Genomic DNA, 19944 nt, shown 5'->3' with positions numbered 1-19944 from the left:
GACAGAGACGACATGAGGTCATCCAGTGGCAGAGACGCACACCTTCCGACGCTGGCGCCGCGCCGCCGTCGTGGGGCTCGCGGCCGCAGCGGTCGCGCTCAGCGGCTGCAGCATCCAGATCAGCTCGCAGCCCGACCCCTCGATCGGCGACGACACGATGCTCATCAACGCCGACAAGGGCAACCCGTTCTTCACGCAGAACTTCAACCCCTACCTCACGAACACCCGGACGGCGTCGCGGTGGATCTACGAGCCGCTCATCCTCGTGAACCCGCTCGACGGCGAGCTCACCCCGTGGCTCGCGTCCGAGTGGACCCAGCCCGACGCCCGCACGATCGTGATGACGGTCCGCGACGGCGTGGAGTGGAGCGACGGCGAGCCCCTCACCCCGGAGGATGTGGCCTTCACGTTCCAGCTCATCAAGGACGAGCCTTCGCTCGACATCAAGGGCGCATGGCAGCACATCGACCGCATCGAGGTCGACGGCGACGACGTGGTGTTCCACCTCCAGGGCGAGGACGCGCCGTCGCTCTCGATCCTCGGGCAGACCATGATCGTGCCCGAGCACCTGTGGGCCGACGTGGAGGACCCGGCCACCTGGCGCAACGAGGAGCCGGTCGGCACCGGCCCGTTCGTGCTCGGCAACTACAACGACCAGCAGTACTCGATGGACCGCAACCCGGACTACTGGCAGGCGGACAAGATCGAGATCGAGCACATCATCCTGCCGGCCACGAACACCCAGCTCGACACCGTGACCCGCGGCTACGACTGGGCCTACTCCTTCATCTCCGATGTCGAGGGCACCTGGGGAGCGGCGAGTCCCGACAACACCTGGTGGTTCCCGCCGGGCGGCGTCATCTCGCTCGTGCCCAACCTCGAGGTCGCCCCGTTCGACGACGTGAACGTCCGTCGCGGCATCGCGCTGGCGCTCGACCGGGAGGAGATCGCCGAGACCGCCTCCGAGGGCTACATGCAGCCCGCCGGACAGACCGGCCTCATCCTGCCCAACCAGGAGAAGTACCTCGACCCGGAGATCCCGGACCAGGGCATGCTCGCCCAGGACCGCGACGCCGCGCTGGCGGCGTTCGCCGAGTCCGGGTACACCCTCCAGGGCGATCAGCTCGTCGGCCCGGACGGCGAGCAGCTCGCGTTCTCGCTGACCACCGCCAACGGATTCTCCGACTGGACGCGCGCCGCCCAGACCGTGCAGCGCCAGCTCGCGGACGTCGGCGTCAAGGTCTCGCTCAAGCTCCCGCAGCCCGCCGGGTATCAGAGCGCGATCGGCACCGGCGATTTCGAGATGGCGATCGGCGGCATGGGTAACGGCGACGTGTACCAGGCCTACAACAGCCTGCTCTCCAGCGACTTCTACGTGCCGGCCGGCGAGGTCACGACCAACAACTTCGAGCGCTACCGTTCGCCGGAGGCCGACGCCCTGCTGGAGGAGTACCGCGCCACGATCGACCCCGACCGCCAGACCGAGATCGTGCACGAGCTGCAGAGCATCGTGTACGAGCAGGTCCCCGTGATCGGCCTGTACTACGGCGGGATCTGGGGCCTGTTCAACGACGCGAAGTTCACCGGCTGGCCCTCCGCGGACGATCCGTACATGATCCCGCAGAACTACGATTCGGCGCCGCTGGGCATCTTCACCCACCTGAAGCGCACGGACGGAGGGGACCAGTGAAGTACGTCCTCCAGAAGATCGGCCTGTTCCTGCTCACCCTGTGGGCCGCGATCACCCTGAACTTCTTCCTCCCGCGACTCATGCCCGGCTCTCCCGCCGACGCCGCGATCGCGAAGCTCTCCCAGAACGGTCCGGTCTCGGACGCCACGCGCGCCGCGATCGAGGCGCAGCTCGGAGTGCCGACCGGTTCGATGTGGGACCAGTACGTGGCCTACCTCGGCCAGGTCGTCCGGCTCGACTTCGGCGTCTCGTACACGTTCTACCCGCAGACCGTGTCGAGCATGGTCTCCACCGCGCTGCCCTACACGCTCGGCCTCGTCGGCATCGTCACGATCCTCGCCTTCGTGATCGGCACCCTCATCGGCGTGATGGCCGCCTGGCGGCGCGGCACCTGGCTGGACTCCCTGCCGACGCTGACCGGGTCGTTCCTCAGCACGTTCCCGTACTTCTGGACGGCGCTGCTGCTGCTGTTCTTCCTCGGCTACGTGCTGCACTGGTTCCCGACCACCGGCGCCTACTCGGCGACGACCACCCCGGGATTCACCTGGGACTTCATCGTCGACCTCGTCCGGCACGCGTTCCTTCCGGCGCTGACGATCCTGCTCACGTCGCTCGGCGGCTGGATCATCGGCATGCGCAACGCGATGATCAACACGCTCGGCGAGGACTACATCACCTTCGGCGAGGCGAACGGCCTCCGCGGCCGCACGATCGCCCTCCGGTACGCGGCCCGCAACGCGATCCTGCCGAACCTCACCGGCTTCGGGCTCACGCTCGGCGGCGTGGTGGGCGGCTCGATCCTCGTCGAGCAGGTGTTCGGCTACCCGGGCATCGGCTACCTGCTCTTCAACGCCGTGATCGGGCAGGACTACCCGCTCATGCAGGCGCTCTTCCTGATGATCACCGTGAGCGTGCTCATCGCCAACTTCCTCGTGGACATCCTCTACGGGGTTCTCGACCCGAGGACTCGCCGATGACGACCCCGAACCCCACCCCCAGCACCGTGACCGTCAAGGTCCCCACCGCCCGCATCGCGGCGCCCAGCCCCTGGCGCGCCTTCGGCCGCATGGTCGGCACCCTGTGGTCCAACGGCAAGGCGCGTATCGGACTCTGCCTCCTCGCGTTCTTCGTGCTCGTCGCCGTGTTCGCCCCGCTCCTGGCTCCCTACGGGCCGAAGGAGAACGGGTTCCCGCGCAATGCGGATGCCTCGTGGGAGCACTGGCTCGGCACGACCGCGGCCGGGGAGGACGTGCTCAGCCAGCTCATCTACGGCGCCCAGGTCAGCCTCCTCGTGGGCTTCGCGGCCGGGCTCCTCTCCACGATCGTGGCCGTGCTGATCGGTCTGAGCTGGGGCTACATGCGCGGCTTCGCGGGCGAGGTCGTCGGGTTCATCGTGAACCTCTTCCTCGTGATCCCGGGCCTGCCGCTGATGATCGTGATCGCGGCCTACCTGCAGAACGGCGGCATCCTCATGATCATCGCCGTGATCGTCGTGACCGGCTGGGCCTGGGGCGCCCGTGTACTGCGCAGCCAGACCCAGTCCCTCCGCGGCAACGACTTCGTCACCTCGGCGCAGTTCTCCGGCGACAGCAGGGCGCGGATCGTCTTCCGCGAGATCCTGCCGAACATGACGTCGATCATCGCCGGCACCCTCTTCGGAGCGGCGACGGCGGCGATCCTCGCGGAGGCGGGGCTAGAGTTCCTCGGCCTGGGCGACTCCAGCATCGTCAGCTGGGGCACGATGCTCTACTGGGCGCAGAACTCGAACTCCCTGCTCACCGGCCAGTGGCTGCTGCTGTTCGCGCCCGGTCTGTGCATCGCACTGCTCGCCCTCAGTCTCACACTCATCAACTTCGGCGTGGACGGCATCTCCAATCCGCGCCTCCGCGAAGGGAAGGGCCGATGAGCGCCATGGAGCACGACGACATCCTCCTCGACGTCCAGTCGCTGTCCGTGGAGTACGCCTCCCCGGGGCAGGAGCCGGTGCCTGCCGTGCGCGACGTGTCGTTCGCGCTCCGGCGCGGCGAGTTCGTGGGGCTCGTCGGCGAGTCGGGGTCGGGCAAGTCCACGCTCGGCTTCGCGCTCACGCGGCTGCAGAAGCCGCCGGCGCGCATCAGCGGCGGACGCATCCTGTTCGACGGCCGCGACATCCGCGAGCTCGACGCCGAAGAACTGCGGCGTCAGCGGCAGGGCGGCTTCGCGATGGTGCTGCAGTCCGGCATGAACGCGCTGAACCCCGTGCGGACCGTGGGCAACCACTTCCGCGACATCTTCGCCGCGCACGGTCATGTGCCCGCCGAGCAGCGCCAGGCCAGGGCGCGGGAGCTCGTCGGCAAGGTGGGGCTCAAGCCGGAGGTGCTCGACCGGTATCCCGGGGAGCTCTCCGGCGGCATGCGGCAGCGCGCCTCGATCGCCCTCGCCCTCTCGCTCGAACCCCAGCTGATGGTGTTCGACGAGCCCACCACGGCACTCGACGTGCTCGTCCAGCACGCGGTCATGGACACGATCCAGGAGCTGCAGCGGTCCGAGCGCTTCACGGCGATCCTCATCAGCCACGACCTCGGCATCGTCCTCGAGGCGACCGACCGGGTGATGGTCATGCACGAGGGCCGCATCGTGGAGGACGCCCGCAGCCAGGACATCCTGCACCGCCCGCAGGACGAGTACACCCGGATGCTGCTGAGCCACTACGCCGACCCGCGCGCCGAGAAGATCGAGATCCCCGGGTTCGTCGATCTCGGCACCCGTCGCCGGGAGGGACGCAGCCGTACGGACGTCACCGAGACCCTGCCGACCGTGTCGCCGCGGGACGCCCGGCGGGCCGATGCCGCGATCGTCGTGGAGGGCGTGACCAAGCGCTATCCGGCACCGCGCCGCGGCCAGGATCCGGTCGTCGCGGTCGACGACGTGTCCTTCCGGCTGGAGCCGGGGGAGGCGCTGGCCTTGGTCGGTGCCTCCGGCTCCGGCAAGTCGACGATCGCGAAGATGCTCACCGGGGTCGAGAAGCCGACCTCCGGCCGCATCCGCTTCGGCGACACCGATGTCGCGTCCCTGAAGCGCCGCGGACTCCGCGACCTCCGCAAGGACGTGCAGATGGTGTTCCAGGATCCGTACGCGGCCCTGAACCCGCTGCACACCGTCGAGTACGCCCTGACCCGCCCGGTCCTGAACTACACGAGGCTGCGCGGGGCGGAGGCCAGGCTCCGTGTGCTCGAACTGCTGGAGACGGTGGGCCTGACGCCCGTCGAGCAGTTCGCCGCCAAGCTGCCGCACCAGCTCTCCGGCGGGCAGCGGCAGCGCGTGGTGATCGCCAGGGCGCTCGCGAGCGACCCGCAGGTGCTCATCGCGGACGAGCCGGTGTCGATGCTCGACGTGTCGCTCCGCGCCGGCGTGCTCGCGCTGCTGGAGGACCTCCGTGAACGGTGGGGCATCAGCATGCTCTACATCACCCACGATCTGCTGAGCGCGCGGCTCGTCACCGAGAACATCCTCGTGCTCAACAGCGGCCGCGTCGTCGAGCGGGGCGAGACCTCGCAGGTGCTGCAGCACCCGGAGGACCCGTACACGGTCGAACTGCTCGACGCCGTGCCGAACCCCGCCCGCGCCCGCTGACGCGCGCCGGACGACTGCAAGAAAGAGAGAGGAGCGCATCCGTGCTCGCATTCCCCGACGGCTTCCTCTGGGGCGCCGCGACCGCCGCCCATCAGGTGGAGGGCAACAACACCACGAGCAACTGGTGGGCGATGGAACACGCCCCCGACTCGCCCATGGTCGAGCCCTCCGGTGACGCCGCCGACCATTTCCACCGCTACCCGGAGGACATGCGGCTGCTCGCCGAGGCCGGGCTGAACTCCTACCGGTTCTCGGTCGAGTGGGCGCGGATCGAGCCGGAGCGCGGGTTCGTCTCGCGGGCGATGCTCGACCACTACCGCCGCATGATCGACACCGCCAGGGAGAACGGGCTGGACCCGACGGTCACCCTCATGCACTTCACGGTGCCGCAGTGGTTCCAGAAGGACGGCTTCTGGCGTGCCGACGACGCGGTGGACCTGTTCTCCCGCTACGTGGAGACCGTGCTGCCGATCCTCGACGGCGTGCGCTACGTGTGCACCATCAACGAGCCGAATATCGCGGCGATGCTGGCCGGAGGCGAGGATGCGGCGAACCTCGTCGCCTACGGCCTGCCGAATCCCGACCTCGGCGTCGCGGACACGCTGCTGACGGCCCACCGGCGCGCGTCCGAGATCCTGCACACGGTTCCCGGGGTGCAGGCGGGCTGGACGATCGCCACCCAGGCCTTCCACTCCACCGGTGAGCCCGGCGCCGACGAGATGCTCGCGACGTACGGCGACCCGCGCGACCACTGGTACCTGGAGCAGTCCGCCGGAGACGACTTCGTGGGCGTGCAGGCCTACACCCGCACGTTCATCGGTCCGGAGGGGCCACTGCCGGTGTCGCCGGACGTGGAGACGACGCTCACGGGCTGGGAGTTCTTCCCCGAAGCCCTCGAGCTGGGCGTGCGCAGCGCGTGGGAGCGCAGCGGCGGTGTCCCCGTGCTCGTCACGGAGAACGGCATCGCGACGGCCGACGACACCCGCCGCATCGCCTACACGCAGGGCGCGCTGGAGGGGCTGCACCGTGCCATCAGCGACGGCATCGAGGTCCGCGCCTACCAGCACTGGAGCGCGCTGGACAACTACGAATGGGCGAGCGGATTCCGGCCGACGTTCGGTCTCATCGGCTTCGACCACGAGACCTTCGAGCGGTTCCCGAAGCCCTCGCTGGCCTGGCTCGGCGAGGTCGCCCGCCGCAATGGGCTCTGACGAGCCGCACGGCGTAACCACGGGCATGGGGGCACCTAGAATTGTCCCCATGCCCGCTGGCGACTCCTTCTACATCACCACGCCCATCTACTACCCCTCCGATGTGCCGCACATCGGTCACGGGTACACGACGGTGGCCGTCGACACGCTCGCACGGTGGCACCGTCAGGCGGGCGACGACACCTGGATGCTGACGGGCACCGACGAGCACGGTCAGAAGATGCTGCGGGCCGCAGCCGCCAACGGCGTCACCCCGCAGGAGTGGGTCGACAAGCTCGTCAGCGAGAGCTGGTTCCCGCTGCTGAAGACCCTCGACGTCGCGAACGACGACTTCATCCGCACCACGCAGGAGCGGCACGAGACCAACGTGCAGACGTTCTTCCAGCGGCTCTACGACCGCGGGTACATCTATGCGGGCGAGTACGAGGCGCTCTACTGTGTGGGTTGCGAGGAGTTCAAGCCGGAGTCGGAGATCGTCGACGGCACCGGTCCCTTCGAGGGGCTGAAGGTCTGCGCCATCCACTCCAAGCCGCTGGAGCTGCTGCAGGAGAAGAACTACTTCTTCAAGCTCAGCGAGTTCCAGGACCGCCTGCTCGAGCTCTACAAGACCGAGCCCGACTTCGTGCGGCCCGATTCGGCGCGCAACGAGGTCGTTTCGTTCGTGAGCCAGGGCCTCAAGGACCTCTCGATCTCCCGCTCGACCTTCGACTGGGGCATCCCGCTGCCGTGGGACGAGTCGCACGTCATCTACGTGTGGGTCGATGCGCTGCTCAACTACGCCACGGCCGTCGGCTACGGCTCCGACGAGGAGACCTTCGCGCGCCGCTGGCCCGCCTACCACGTGGTCGGCAAGGACATCCTGCGCTTCCACGCCGTGATCTGGCCGGCGCTGCTGATGGCGGCGGGGCTCGACGTGCCGAAGGGCGTGTTCGCGCACGGCTGGCTGCTCGTCGGCGGCGAGAAGATGTCGAAGTCGAAGCTCACCGGCATCGCGCCGACCGAGATCACCGACGTCTTCGGCTCCGACGCCTACCGCTTCTACTTCCTGTCGGCCATCGCGTTCGGGCAGGACGGCTCGTTCTCCTGGGAGGACCTCTCCGCCCGGTACCAGGCCGAGCTCGCGAACGGCTTCGGCAACCTCGCCTCGCGCACGACCGCGATGATCGAGAAGTACTTCGAAGGCATCGTGCCGCCGGCGGCCGAGTACACCGAGGCGGATCTCGCGATCCAGAAGATCGTGGCGGACGCCGCGACGAAGGCGGACGCCGCGATCGGCCAGTTCCGCATCGACGAGGCGATCTCCGCGATCTGGACCATCGTCGACGCGCTCAACGGGTACATCACCGAGAACGAGCCGTGGGCGCTCGCCCGCGACGAGGACCAGCGGGAGCGTCTGGGCACCGTGCTCTACACCTGCGCCGAGGGGCTGCGGGCGCTCGCCGTGCTGCTGTCGCCGGTGATGCCGCAGTCGACCGAGAAGCTGTGGATCGCGCTCGGCGCCGCGGAGACCCTGGGCCGGTTGCAGGACCAGCCGATCCGCGAGGCGGGCTCCTGGGGCGTGCTGAAGCCGGGCACGAGCGTCAACGGCCTCGCGCCGCTCTTCCCGCGCGTGGAGTCCACGGCCTGACGACCGGGCAGGACACCATGGCGGAGACCTACGTGCGCGAGCGCTCGGGAGACGGGCGCAAGGACCGGACCTATCCGGCGGCCCCGGAACCCCTCGCGGTGCCCGTGTACGACAACCACGCGCACCTCGAGATCGCCGATGGCCCTTCGACAGGCTCAGGGACCCAGGCTTCGACAGGCTCAGGGACCCAGGGGCTGTCTCTCTCCGAGCAGCTCGACCGGGCGGAGGCGGTCGGCGTCATCGGCGTCGTGCAGGCATCCGGAGACATCGAGTCGTCCCGCTGGGCGGTCGAGGCCGCCGCGTCCGATCCGCGGGTCCTCGCCGCGGTCGCCATCCACCCGAACGACGCCCCGACGTACGCGGAGGAGGGTCGCCTCGACGAGGCGCTCGCCGTGATCGACGAGCTCGCTGCGCATCCGCGCACGCGCGCGATCGGCGAGACCGGGCTCGACTTCTTCCGCACCGAACCGGAGCGCCGTGCGCCGCAGTTCGCCTCCTTCGAGGCGCACATCGCGCTCGCGAAGAAGCACGGCATCGCGATGCAGATCCACGACCGGGATGCGCACGAGGCCGTGCTGGAGACGCTGACGCGGGTCGGGGCCCCCGAGCGCACCGTGTTCCACTGCTTCTCCGGGGACGAGGCGATGGCCCGCGTGTGCGCCGACGCGGGCTACTACCTGTCGTTCGCCGGGAACGTGACGTTCAAGAACGCGCAGAACCTGCGCGACGCGCTGAAGGTCACCTGGCGGGACCGCCTCCTCGTCGAGACGGACGCGCCGTTCCTCACGCCGGTCCCGCTGCGGGGCCGCCCGAACGCGCCGTACCTCGTGCCGCTCACGGTGCGCTTCCTGGCCGCGGAGCTCGACCTGGATGTGGACGAGCTCGCCGCGCAGCTCGCCGAGAACACCCTCCGCGTCTACGGCTCGTTCGCCGACTGACCCTCCGGCTCGACGTCCTCCGGCCCCGTCTCGGCGACCGGCTTCGCACTGACGATGTGCGAGATGGGCTTCCACACCAGCACCAGGGTGATCGCCGCCCCGCCGAAGGCGAACCACCAGGGCGCGGTCAGGCCCCAGGTCTGCGCGATGACGCCGCCGAGGGCCTGGCCGACGATCATGCCGCCGAAGACGCCGACCATGTTGACCGAGGCGACGCGCCCCTGCAGGGAAGCGGGGACGAGCCGCTGCCGGACGGTCGTGGAGATCGTGCCCCACACGAAGGCGTACGCCCCGAAGAAGAACATGATGACGAGGGCCACCATGCCCGTGGTGGTGAGGGCGAACGCGAGGTGCATGAGCACCTCGAGCGACAGGACGATACGCATCAGGCTCGCGAACGACACGTGCCGCTCCAGCCAGCCGAAGCTCAGCGTCGCGAGGATGCCGCCCGCCGCGGACGCCGTGGTGAGCGCGCCGTAGCCCACGGGGCCCATCTGCAGGTGCTCGGTGGCGTAGAGCACGAGCACGCCCCAGGGCGCGGCCCAGGTCACGTTGAAGACGAGGATGATGAGCACGAGCATCCGCACCGGCGGGTTGTGCCACAGCCAGCGCAGTCCCTCCGCGATGTCGGTGTGCACCGGCGGGTGGGTCTCGGTCTCCCGGGGTGGGACGGGCGTGCGCGCCATGCGGGAGATGAGGACGATCGCGAGCGTCACGCACAGCACCTCGACGAGGAACGGCCACGCGCTCCCGGCAGCGAAGAGGAACGCGCCCAGCGGCGGTCCGGCGAACTGGTTGGCGACGAGATACCCGGCCTGCAGGCGGGCGTTCCCGATGCCGAGATCGGCCGGCTTCACGAGCATCGGCAGCAATGTGCTCCCCGCGGTGTCGACGAAGACCTCGGCGGTGCCGTAGAGGAACGCGACGGCGAGGACGATCCCGATGTTCGCGGTTCCCGTCACGAGGAACACGCAGAGCGCCGCGAGCACGACGGCGCGCACGGCGTTGGCGGTCATCACCAGGCGGCGCCGATCGAAGCGGTCGGCGATGGCCCCCGCGTGCAGGCCGAAGAGCAGCCACGGCAGGAACTGCAGGATGGCGCCGGAGGCCACGAGGATCGGCGACGACGTCATCGACGCGATGAGCAGGGGAGCGGCGGCCAGCGCCACGCCGTCTCCGATGTTGCTCGTCCACGACGATGCGAGCAGCCAGCGGAAGTCCCTGCCCAGGCGCCGCGGAGCGATCAGTTCACCGAGGGAGGGCACCCCCGAAGGATACGGGAGAATGGGTGCATGACCGTCACGTTGCTCGGGGCCACCGAGATCCGCCGTCTGGCCGCCGAGCTCGATGTCACCCCCACGAAGAAGCTCGGACAGAACTTCGTCGTCGACGCGAACACCGTCCGCAAGATCGTCCAGGCCGCCCGCGTGCAGCCGGGGGAGCGGGTGGTCGAGGTCGGACCGGGACTCGGATCCCTGACCCTCGCGATCCTGGAGGCGGGGGCCGCGGTCACCGCCGTGGAGATCGACCACCGCCTGGCCGCCCGCCTGCCGCAGACCGCGGCCGAGCACGGCGTGCCGGAGGGGATGCTGACGGTGGTCGACGCGGACGCGCTCCGCGTGACGGAACTGCCGGGGGAGCCGACCGTCCTCGTCGCGAACCTGCCGTACAACGTGTCGGTGCCCGTCCTGCTGCACTTCCTGGAGACGTTCCCGTACCTGCAGCGGGGCGTCGTGATGGTGCAGGCGGAGGTGGCCGAGCGGCTCGCTGCGAAGCCGGGGTCGAAGATCTACGGCTCGCCCAGCGTCAAGGCCGCCTGGTACGGCGAGTGGAAGCTCACCGGGAACGTCTCCCGCCAGGTGTTCTGGCCGGTGCCGAACGTCGACAGCCTCCTCGTCGGCTTCGACCGCTCCGAGGGCGAGCGCGGCTCGGTGGAGGAGCGCCGGCGCACCTTCGCCATCGTCGACGCGGCCTTCAACCAGCGGCGCAAGATGCTCCGGCAGGCCCTCTCCGGCCTCTTCGGCAGCTCGGCCGCGGCGACCGAGGTGCTCACCGCCGCCGGCGTCGCCCCGACCGCCCGCGGGGAGGACCTCACGGTCGACGACTACCAGCGGATCGCCCAGCACGCAACGGCGATCGAGGGTTCCGGCGTCAGCGGCTAATCTGGCACGGTGACCGACTCCCCCCGCTTCCGCCCCGACGTCCCCGAACTGCACCGTCCGTACGCCGCCGACGAGGGCCGCTACGGACGGTTCGCCTACCGTCAGGTGGGCGCCTCCGGCCTCTACCTGCCCCCGATCTCGCTGGGCCTCTGGTGGAACTTCGGCGACAACATCCCCCTCGACAACCAGCGGGCGCTCCTGCGTCACGCGTTCGACAACGGGATCACGCACTTCGACCTGGCGAACAACTACGGCCCGCCGTACGGCTCGGCCGAGAAGAACCTCGGCCGCATCTTCGCGGAGGACCTGCGTCCCTACCGCGACGAGCTGATCATCTCATCGAAGGCCGGCTGGGACATGTGGCCCGGACCGTACGGCGACTACGCGAGCCGGAAGTACATCCTCGCGAGCGCAGAGCAGTCGCTCACCCGCATGGGGCTGGACTACGTCGACATCTTCTACTCGCACCGTGTCGACCCGGTCACCCCGATCGCCGAGACCGTCGGGGCGCTGGACACCCTGGTCCGCCAGGGCAAGGCCCTCTACGTCGGCATCTCCTCGTACAGCGCGGAGCGCACGGCCGAGGCCGTCGCCGTGGCGAAGGAGCTGGGCACGCCGCTCGTCATCCACCAGCCCGCGTACTCGATCCTCAACCGCTGGATCGAGGACGGCCTCACGCAGACCCTGGAGGAGTCGGGCCTCGGCGCCATCGCCTTCACCCCGCTCGCCCAGGGCCTCCTCACCGACAAGTACCTCGGCGACGGCACGGCCGAGCGCGCGCAGCAGCGGGGTTCGCTGCCGAAGGGCAAGCTGACCGACGAGGCCGTCGAGACGCTCCGGGCGCTGAACGAGGTCGCGCAGGGCCGGGGGCAGTCGCTCGCGCAGCTCGCGCTGCAGTGGACGCTGCGCACTCCGGTGGTCGCCTCGGCGCTCATCGGCGCCTCCCGGACGGAGCAGCTCGACGAGAACCTCGCCGCCCTCGACGGTCCTGCGTTCACCGACGAGGAGCTCCGCCGCATCGACGAGCTCGCCGGCGCCATCGACGTCAACCTGTGGGCGACCTCGTCGGACCTGTGACCCGCTCATGAGCCTCGCCGCGTCCTCCGGGTCCGTGCACGTGCGCGCGCCGGGGAAGATCAACGTCTACCTCGGCGTCGGCGGGCGCCACGACGACGGCTATCACGCCCTCGCGACGGTCTTCCAGGCGGTGTCGCTGTACGAGGACGTGATCGCCAGGGCCGCCGACGACTTCTCGATCACGGTGACCGGGGTGGAGGACGACGGCTCGGTTCCGCTCGACGACCGGAACCTCGCGATGCGGGCCGCCAAGCTGCTGGCGATGGCGACGGATCATCCGGGCGGGGTGGCGTTGCAGATCCGGAAGAGCGTCCCGGTCGCCGGTGGCATGGGCGGGGGCTCCGCGGATGCCGCGGCCGCTCTGGTCGCCTGCGACGCTCTGTGGGGCACGGGACTCTCCGCTGCGCGGCTGCACGACCTCGCCGCGCGGCTCGGTGCCGATGTCCCCTTCGCGTTGCATGGCGGCACTGCCGTCGGCACCGGTCGCGGCGAATCAGCTGAACCGGCGCTCGCCCGCGGGCGCTTCGACTGGCTGCTCGTGACCAGTGACGACGGGCTGTCCACCCCCGCCGTGTACACCCGGCTCGACGAGCTGCGCGAGGAGGAGGGGGCTCTCGCCGACGATCCGCCGCTCTCGCTCGACGTGCCGATCCCGGTGCTGCAGGCGCTGCGGACCGGAGACGCCTGGCAGCTCGCCGACGCACTCCACAACGATCTCCAGGCGGCCGCGCTCGACCTGCGACCGGATCTGGCGCGGACCATCGAACGCGGGGTCGCGGCCGGTGCGCTGCACGGTCTCGTGTCTGGCTCGGGGCCGACCGTGGCCCTCCTCTGCGCCGATCCCGAGTCCGCGCAGGCGGTCCAGACGGCTCTCCGCGAGGGCGGTCTCGATCCGCTGCATGTGCACGGCGCCGTGCCGGGAGCCCGCATCGTCGGCTGAACCTGCCCCATTCCCGCGCGTCCGAGCCGCGAGGAGCGTATCGCGGTCGAGGTGCACCCGGCGGGTCATCACAGACATAATGAAGTAGTCATGTGACCGTGCACACGCGAGGAGGCTGGATGTCCACCTCCTCCGAGCGTGCCCGCATGCCGAGCATCCGCGACGTCGCCCGCCTCGCCGGCGTCTCGCATCAGACCGTCTCCCGGGTGCTCAACGACCATCCCAGCATCCGCCCGGAAACCAAGGCGAAGGTGCTCGACGCGATCGCCGTGCTCGACTACCGTCCCAATCTCGCGGCGCGCGCGCTGGTGACGAGCAAGTCGAACATGCTCGGCATCCTCTCCGCGACGATCGGCGAGTTCGGGCCGACGTCGTCCATCGCCGGCATCGAGGACGCGGCGCGCGAGGAGGGCTACTCGGTCTCCACGCTCAACCTTCCCGCGACCACGCCGGAGGCGATCGGCAACGCGGTCCGCCAGCTCGAACGTGAGCAGGTCGACGGCATCGTGGTGCTCGCGCCGCAGGTGCGGGTCTTCCATGTCCTGCGCGGCATGAACGTCACCATGCCCTTCGTGACCCTGCAGACCGCCTCGGGGTCGGACGGCGTCAGCCTCTCCGCCGACCAGGTGGCGGGGGCGAAGGCGGCGACCGAGCACCTGATCGCGCTGGGCCACAGCGACATCCTCCATCTCGCCGGGCCGCAGGACTGGATCGAGGCGGAGTCCCGGATGCGCGGGTATCTGGATGCGCTCCGGGACGCCGACCTGCCCACGTTCCCGCCGATCCGCGGGGACTGGACGGCCGACTTCGGGTACTTCGCCGGCAAGGAGCTCTCGCTGCGGCGCGACTTCACGGCGGTGTTCGCGGCCAACGACCTCATGGCCATCGGGCTGCTGCACGGGTTCCGCGACGCCGGGGTGCGCGTGCCGCACGACGTGAGCGTGATCGGGTTCGACGACATCCCCGTCGCCGCGCACGTGGCGCCGACGCTGAGCACGGTGCACCAGGACTTCCCCGAGCTCGGGCGGCGTGCCGTGCGTATCCTCCTCGCCGAGATCCGGGGCGAGAAGGCCCCCGCGTTCGGCCCGCTGCAGACCCTCTTGCGGGCGCGCGAATCCGCTGCATCACGGTAGCGACACGAAAACACGCCGCGGACTTGACACCGCTCCCGCGGAAGACGACGATATACCGATGTGAACGGTCACATCGAAGGTGACCGCACGTCGCGAGGAAGATCCGTGAGCACCACAGCAACGTTGCCGACCGTGTCAGGCCCGATCCTGGAGATGCGCCGCATCACCAAGGAGTTCCCGGGAGTCAAGGCGCTCGCCGACGTCTCGATCACCGTCCGCGCCGGCGAGATCCATGCGATCTGCGGCGAGAACGGCGCCGGGAAGTCGACGCTGATGAAGGTCCTCTCGGGGGTGTACCCGTACGGCACGTACGACGGCGAGATCCTCCTGTACGGCCAGGAGCAGCGCTTCAAGGACATCGCGGCCAGCGAGCAGGCCGGCATCGTCATCATCCACCAGGAGCTCGCGCTCATCCCGGAGCTCTCGGTCACCGAGAACATCTTCCTCGGCAACGAGATCCGTCGCTTCGGCCGCATCGACTGGCAGGCACAGAAGGAGCGCACCATCGAGCTCCTCGCCCGCGTCGGTCTGGACGAGGACCCGGACGTGCCGATCAAGACCCTCGGCGTCGGCAAGCAGCAGCTCATCGAGATCGCCAAGGCGCTGAACAAGGACGTCAAGCTGCTCATCCTCGACGAGCCCACCGCCGCTCTCAACGAGAACGACTCGCAGCACCTCCTCGACCTGATCCTCGGGCTCAAGGCCAAGGGCATCGCGTCGATCATGATCAGCCACAAGCTCAACGAGATCGAGCAGATCGCCGACGAGATCACGATCATCCGCGACGGCCGCACGGTGGAGACGCTGGACATCTCCCGCGGCGAGATCAACGAGGACCGCATCATCCGCGGCATGGTCGGCCGATCGCTGGAGAGCCGCTACCCGGACCGCACGCCGGAGATCGGCGAGGTGTTCTTCGAGGTCAAGGACTGGTGGGTCCAGCACCCCACCGTGCCCGAGCGCATGGTCGTGAAGGGGTCGAGCATCAATGTCCGTCGCGGCGAGGTCGTCGGCATCGCCGGCCTCATGGGCGCCGGCCGCACCGAGCTGGCGATGAGCATCTTCGGCCGCTCCTACGGCACGTTCCTCTCCGGCACGCTCGTCAAGGACGGCCAGGAGATCGAGCTCCCCGACGTCGCCCCCGCGATCAAGCACGGCCTCGCCTACGTGAGCGAGGACCGCAAGGTGCTCGGGCTCAACCTGCTCGACACCATCAAGCGGTCGATCGTCGCGGCGAAGCTCTCCAAGATCGCGCACAACGGCGTCGTCGACTCCCGCGAGGAGTTCGCGGTGGCGGAGCGCTACCGCAAGACGCTGCGCATCAAGACCCCGTCGGTGGAGGAGGGCGTCGGCAAGCTCTCCGGCGGCAATCAGCAGAAGGTCGTGCTGGCGAAGTGGATGTTCACTGACCCCGACCTGCTGATCCTCGACGAGCCCACCCGTGGCATCGACGTCGGAGCCAAGTACGAGATCTACGCGATCATCAACGAGCTCGCCGCCCAGGGCAAGGGCGTGATCGTGATCTCCAGCGAGCTGCCCGAGCTGCTCGGCATCTCCGACCGCATCTACACCGTGTTCGAAGGCCGGGTCACCGACTGCATCCCGGCCGACCAGGCGACCCCCGAAGACCTCATGCGCAGCATGACGTCCGCGACCCAGAAAGCATCCGCATGACCACCGACTCGACCACCGCGAAGCGCGGCTTCCACTTCAAGGACATCACGAAGATGTTCGGGGGAGGGCAGTCGACCCTCCGTCAGTTCGGCATCCTCGGCAGCCTCGTCGTCATCCTCGTCGTCTTCCAGGTGCTGACGTGGATCTTCAAGGGCACCGGCCTCACGCTGTCCTCCGGCAACCTCATCAACGTCGTCAACCAGTACTCGTACATCCTGATCCTGGCGATCGGCATGGTGATGGTCATCATCATGGGGCACATCGACCTCTCGGTCGGCTCGGTGGCGGCGTTCACCGGAATCGTCGTGGCGAAGGCCATGCAGGACTGGAACCTCCCCTGGCCGCTGGGCATCCTCCTCGGTCTCGGTGTCGGCGTGCTCGTCGGCGCCTGGCAGGGGTTCTGGGTCGCCTACGTCGGGGTGCCGGCGTTCATCGTGACGCTGGCCGGCATGCTGTTCTTCCGCGGCGCGAACCAGGCGGTGGGCGACTCGCAGTCGGTACCCGTGCCGGAGGGCTTCAAGATCATCGGCGCCGGCTATCTGCCGGAGATCGCCCTGCCGCTGCCGTTCAACATCCCGACCATGCTGCTGGCGCTCGCCGGCGTCGCATGGATCGTGTTCTGGGAGATCCGCACCCGGCGCATCCAGCGCAAGATGGGCTCCGACATGGCGCCGCTCTGGGTGAGCGTGACGAAGGTCGTCCTCATCTCGGCCGTCATCCTCGTCGCCGGCTGGCTGTTCGCCACGGGGCGCGAGGGCACGAGCTTCCCGATCTCGGGCGTCATCCTCCTCGCTCTCGTCATCCTCTACTCGTTCATCACGAACAACACCGTCTTCGGCCGCCACATCTACGCGGTCGGCGGCAACCGGCAGGCCGCGCGCCTCTCGGGCGTGAAGGACCGCTGGGTCGACTTCTTCGTGATGATGAACATGTCGGTCCTGGCCTCGCTCGCCGGCATGATCTACGTCGCCAGGGCGACCGCCTCGGGCCCGCAGGACGGCAACGGGTGGGAGCTCGACGCGATCGCCTCCGTCTTCATCGGCGGCGCGGCCGTCTCCGGTGGCATCGGCACGGTGATCGGCTCGATCATCGGTGGTCTGGTGATGGCGTTCCTGAACAACGGCCTCGCGCTGCTCGGCGCCGGTGCCGACGTCGTCTCCATGATCAAGGGCCTCGTGCTCCTCTTCGCCGTCGGCGTCGACGTGTGGAACAAGCAGCAGGGCCGTCCGTCGATCATCGGCTTCCTCACGCGCCGTCTCGGCCGCAAGCAGGATCCGGCCACCGACACGTTCGATCCCACGAAGACGAACTACCCCACCAGTCAGAAGTACGAAGCCCCCGCCGTCGAGGAGACGCGCGGAAAGTAAGGGCCGCGTCGCGCAACGCAGGCGCGACGGGACCTGCACACACCAGAGAAAGAGATCACATGAAGAAGATCCTTCTGTCGGCGACAGCGCTTGTCGTCGCGGGCGCATTCGCCCTCACCGGCTGCTCCTCGGAGCGCGGCGGTGACTCGGGTTCGGGGTCGGGCGAGGAGACCGCCTCGGGCTTCGACGCCGGCTCCACGATCGGTGTCGCTCTGCCGGACAAGACCTCGGAGAACTGGGTCCTGGCCGGTCAGCTGTTCACCGACGGCCTCGAAAAGGCCGGCTTCAAGGCGGACGTGCAGTACGCGCCCGCCAGCAACACGGTCGCCGAGCAGCAGAACCAGATCCAGGCGATGGTCACCGGTGGCGCCAAGGTCATCATCATCGGCGCCAAGGACGGCAAGCAGCTCACCACGCAGGTGGAGGCCGCGCGCGACGCCGGTGTCGCGGTCATCGCCTACGACCGTCTCATCGAGAACACCGACGCCGTGGACTACTACGTCGCCTTCGACAACTTCGAGGTCGGCAAGCTCCAGGGCCAGGCGTTGCTCGACGGGCTCGCCGAGCGCGCGGATCACGAGGCGCCGTACAACATCGAGCTGTTCTCGGGCTCGCCGGACGACGCCAACTCGGCGGTGTTCTTCAACGGGGCGATGGAGGTGCTGCAGCCGAAGATCGACGACGGCACGCTGAACGTCGTCTCCGGGCAGACCGAGATCTCCCAGACGGCGACCGAGGGCTGGAAGCCGGAGAACGCCCAGCGCCGCATGGACTCGATCCTCACGTCGAGCTACGGCTCGGAGACGCTCGACGGCGTCCTGTCCCCGAACGACACCCTCGCCCGCGCCATCATCACCTCGGCGCAGCAGGCCGGCAAGCCCGTCCCGGTCGTCACCGGTCAGGACTCCGAGGTCGAGTCGGTGAAGTCGATCATGGAGGGCGTGCAGTACTCCACGATCAACAAGGACACCGCGCTGCTCGTGGAGCAGGCCATCAAGATGGTCGGTCAGCTCCAGAAGGGCGACGAGGTCGACGTCAACGACACCGACCAGTACGACAACGGCAAGAAGGTCGTCCCGGCCTACCTGCTCCCGCCGGTCATCGTCACCAAGGAGAACGCGGCCGAGGCCTACGCCAACGTCCCGAGCCTCCTCGAGATCGTGAAGTCGTACGAGTAAGCCGTAGCGCGAACATCCGGGTTCCCAGAGAACACCGGACACGACGAGCCGTCCGGACCCTCGGGTCCGGGCGGCTCGTCGCCGTTGCGGCGCGTCACCGTCTGCCCTCAGCCGACGGGCCGCCATCGCCGCGTCGCCAGGGCGAGGAGGAGCGCCGCCATCGTCAGCGTGGCCGCGAGAGTGACGGGGGAGAGCGGACCCGCCCCGCTCGCGAGGGTCCACGCTCCCGACGCCGGTCCGATCACGGCGCCGAGGTTCAAGGCCGCCGTGGCGTAGGACCCACCCATGGTCGGGGCGCCGGAGGCGGCGTACAGCACCCGGGTGATCAGTGTGCTTCCGACGCCGAACGAGGCCATCCCCTGCACGAAGACGAGGAACAGCAGCGGTATCGGCTGCGTCGCGACCGCCGCCAGGACGATCCAGCCGCCGAGGAGCAGCGGGCCACCGACCGTGAGGAGCGCGCCGGCGTGTCGATCGGCGAACCGACCCGCGATGGTCACCCCGAGGAACGAGCCGATGCCGAACAGGACCAGCGCGAGGGGGACCGCAGCGTCGGGCAGGCCCGCGACCTCGGTGACGATCGGCGCGAGGAACGTGAAGACCGCGAAGGTCCCCGCGTTCACCAGGGCCGCCACGGTCATCGCGAGGGCCAGGCGCGGTGTCCGCAGGAGCGCGAGCTCCGCACGGAGGGCCGGTTCCTTCCGGGGGAGCGGTGCCGGAGCAGGGTCGGACTCCGTGCCCCGGATCGTCGTCGGCACGCCGTGGAGGATTCCGAGCAGTGCGGGGAGGCAGAGGAGCGCGACAGCGGCGAAGGTGGCGCGCCAGCTCAGCCCGGTGCCGAGGATGGCGCCGACAGGGACGCCGACGATGGTGGCGACGGTCGTCCCGGAGAGTAGCACCGCGAGCGCTCGTCCCGTGCGTTCGCGGGGGACGAGGAGAGCCACCGTACGCAGCGCGACGGCGAGGAAGCCCGCGTTCGCGAGGGCGCTGAGTACGCGCGTGACGAGCAGAAGCTCGAACAGGGACGTCACCGCGCCGACGGCATGGCACGCGGCGAAGAGCGCGAGGCAGGCGACGAGCGTGCGGCGTGGGGTCCAGCCGCGCGCGAACGCGGCCATGGCGGGTGCGCCGATGACCATGCCGACCGCGAAGGCGGAGGTGAGGAGGCCCGCCGTGCCGACCGGGACGTCGAGCTCGTGCGCGATCGCGGGGAGGAGTCCCGCGAGCATGAATTCGGAGGTGCCCATGACGAAGACCGCCAGGGCAAGGGCATAGAGGGGGAAAGGCATCGAGTGCTCCGAGGTGAGAGGGAAGGGGTAGCTTCTCGTCACCACG

The 19944-nt window shown here is 69.2% G+C and carries 16 protein-coding genes; 14 read left to right on the top strand and 2 right to left on the bottom strand.

Translation table 11 applies throughout. The features are described from left to right. Nucleotides 1-25 precede the first annotated feature (25 nt). From C6C15_RS12010 to C6C15_RS11980, 7 genes are read left to right on the top strand one after another with little or no spacing between them, the layout of a single operon-like run. A complete protein-coding gene (locus tag C6C15_RS12010) occupies nt 26-1690 on the top strand; it encodes an ABC transporter substrate-binding protein (protein WP_105950210.1) in 1665 nt (554 codons plus the stop codon). Next, complete coding sequence (locus C6C15_RS12005) at nt 1687-2667, top strand: ABC transporter permease (RefSeq protein WP_025105608.1); 981 nt, start codon at nt 1687-1689, stop codon at nt 2665-2667. Before C6C15_RS12010 ends, C6C15_RS12005 begins: the two co-directional genes overlap by 4 nt. Continuing rightward, nucleotides 2664-3596 (top strand): ABC transporter permease, encoded by a 933-nt coding sequence (locus C6C15_RS12000; RefSeq protein ID WP_025105609.1) that lies wholly within the window; start codon nt 2664-2666, stop codon nt 3594-3596. The genes C6C15_RS12005 and C6C15_RS12000 overlap by 4 nt, the downstream gene beginning before the upstream one ends. A 5-nt stretch (nt 3597-3601) precedes the next feature. Beyond that, complete coding sequence (locus C6C15_RS11995; RefSeq protein ID WP_105950209.1) at nt 3602-5302, top strand: ABC transporter ATP-binding protein; 1701 nt, start codon at nt 3602-3604, stop codon at nt 5300-5302. A 41-nt stretch (nt 5303-5343) separates the two neighbouring features. Beyond that, nucleotides 5344-6513, top strand: coding sequence for a glycoside hydrolase family 1 protein (locus C6C15_RS11990; RefSeq protein ID WP_102209046.1), 1170 nt, complete (start codon nt 5344-5346; stop codon nt 6511-6513). A gap of 49 nt (nt 6514-6562) precedes the next feature. Beyond that, nucleotides 6563-8140 (top strand): methionine--tRNA ligase, encoded by a 1578-nt coding sequence (metG, locus tag C6C15_RS11985; protein ID WP_105950208.1) that lies wholly within the window; start codon nt 6563-6565, stop codon nt 8138-8140. A 17-nt stretch (nt 8141-8157) separates the two neighbouring features. Then, a complete protein-coding gene (locus C6C15_RS11980) occupies nt 8158-9078 on the top strand; it encodes a TatD family hydrolase (protein WP_105950207.1) in 921 nt (306 codons plus the stop codon). On the opposite strand, the gene C6C15_RS11975 is transcribed toward C6C15_RS11980, so the two are convergent. Then, nucleotides 9057-10343: an MFS transporter gene (locus C6C15_RS11975; RefSeq protein WP_105950206.1), complete on the bottom strand. Its 1287-nt coding sequence runs from the start codon at nt 10341-10343 to the stop codon at nt 9057-9059. The two genes, C6C15_RS11980 and C6C15_RS11975, sit on opposite strands and share 22 nt — an antisense overlap. A gap of 27 nt (nt 10344-10370) precedes the next feature. Between C6C15_RS11975 and rsmA the strand changes: the two genes are divergently transcribed. From rsmA to C6C15_RS11940, 7 genes are all read left to right on the top strand, one after another. Next, on the top strand, nt 10371-11240 hold the full coding sequence (gene rsmA, locus C6C15_RS11970) for a 16S rRNA (adenine(1518)-N(6)/adenine(1519)-N(6))-dimethyltransferase RsmA (protein WP_060922916.1): 870 nt from the start codon (nt 10371-10373) through the stop codon (nt 11238-11240). 9 nt (nt 11241-11249) lie between these two features. Continuing rightward, a complete protein-coding gene (gene mgrA, locus C6C15_RS11965; RefSeq protein WP_105950205.1) occupies nt 11250-12317 on the top strand; it encodes an L-glyceraldehyde 3-phosphate reductase in 1068 nt (355 codons plus the stop codon). 7 nt (nt 12318-12324) lie between these two features. Continuing rightward, nucleotides 12325-13257, top strand: coding sequence for a 4-(cytidine 5'-diphospho)-2-C-methyl-D-erythritol kinase (locus C6C15_RS11960; RefSeq protein ID WP_105950204.1), 933 nt, complete (start codon nt 12325-12327; stop codon nt 13255-13257). 119 nt (nt 13258-13376) lie between these two features. Further along, nucleotides 13377-14390, top strand: a complete 1014-nt coding sequence (locus C6C15_RS11955; RefSeq protein ID WP_082750126.1) for a LacI family DNA-binding transcriptional regulator — start codon at nt 13377-13379, stop codon at nt 14388-14390. A gap of 60 nt (nt 14391-14450) precedes the next feature. After that, a complete protein-coding gene (gene mmsA / locus C6C15_RS11950) occupies nt 14451-16064 on the top strand; it encodes a multiple monosaccharide ABC transporter ATP-binding protein (protein WP_442789448.1) in 1614 nt (537 codons plus the stop codon). After that, entirely contained in the window at nt 16061-17431 is a 1371-nt protein-coding gene (gene mmsB, locus C6C15_RS11945) for a multiple monosaccharide ABC transporter permease (protein ID WP_025105620.1), read from the top strand. Before mmsA ends, mmsB begins: the two co-directional genes overlap by 4 nt. A gap of 59 nt (nt 17432-17490) precedes the next feature. Continuing rightward, nucleotides 17491-18609: a substrate-binding domain-containing protein gene (locus C6C15_RS11940; protein ID WP_060922920.1), complete on the top strand. Its 1119-nt coding sequence runs from the start codon at nt 17491-17493 to the stop codon at nt 18607-18609. 107 nt (nt 18610-18716) lie between these two features. Here the strand turns inward: C6C15_RS11940 and C6C15_RS11935 are convergent, their stop codons facing one another. Next, complete coding sequence (locus C6C15_RS11935; RefSeq protein WP_105950202.1) at nt 18717-19898, bottom strand: Cmx/CmrA family chloramphenicol efflux MFS transporter; 1182 nt, start codon at nt 19896-19898, stop codon at nt 18717-18719. Nucleotides 19899-19944: the final 46 nt, after the last annotated feature.

Origin of the sequence: Microbacterium sp. str. 'China' (assembly GCF_002993305.1) — a bacterium.
GTDB classification, from domain to species: domain Bacteria; phylum Actinomycetota; class Actinomycetes; order Actinomycetales; family Microbacteriaceae; genus Microbacterium; species Microbacterium paraoxydans.
Note: the sequence above shows the minus strand (reverse complement) of the source record. Positions and strands in the feature narration are given on the sequence as shown.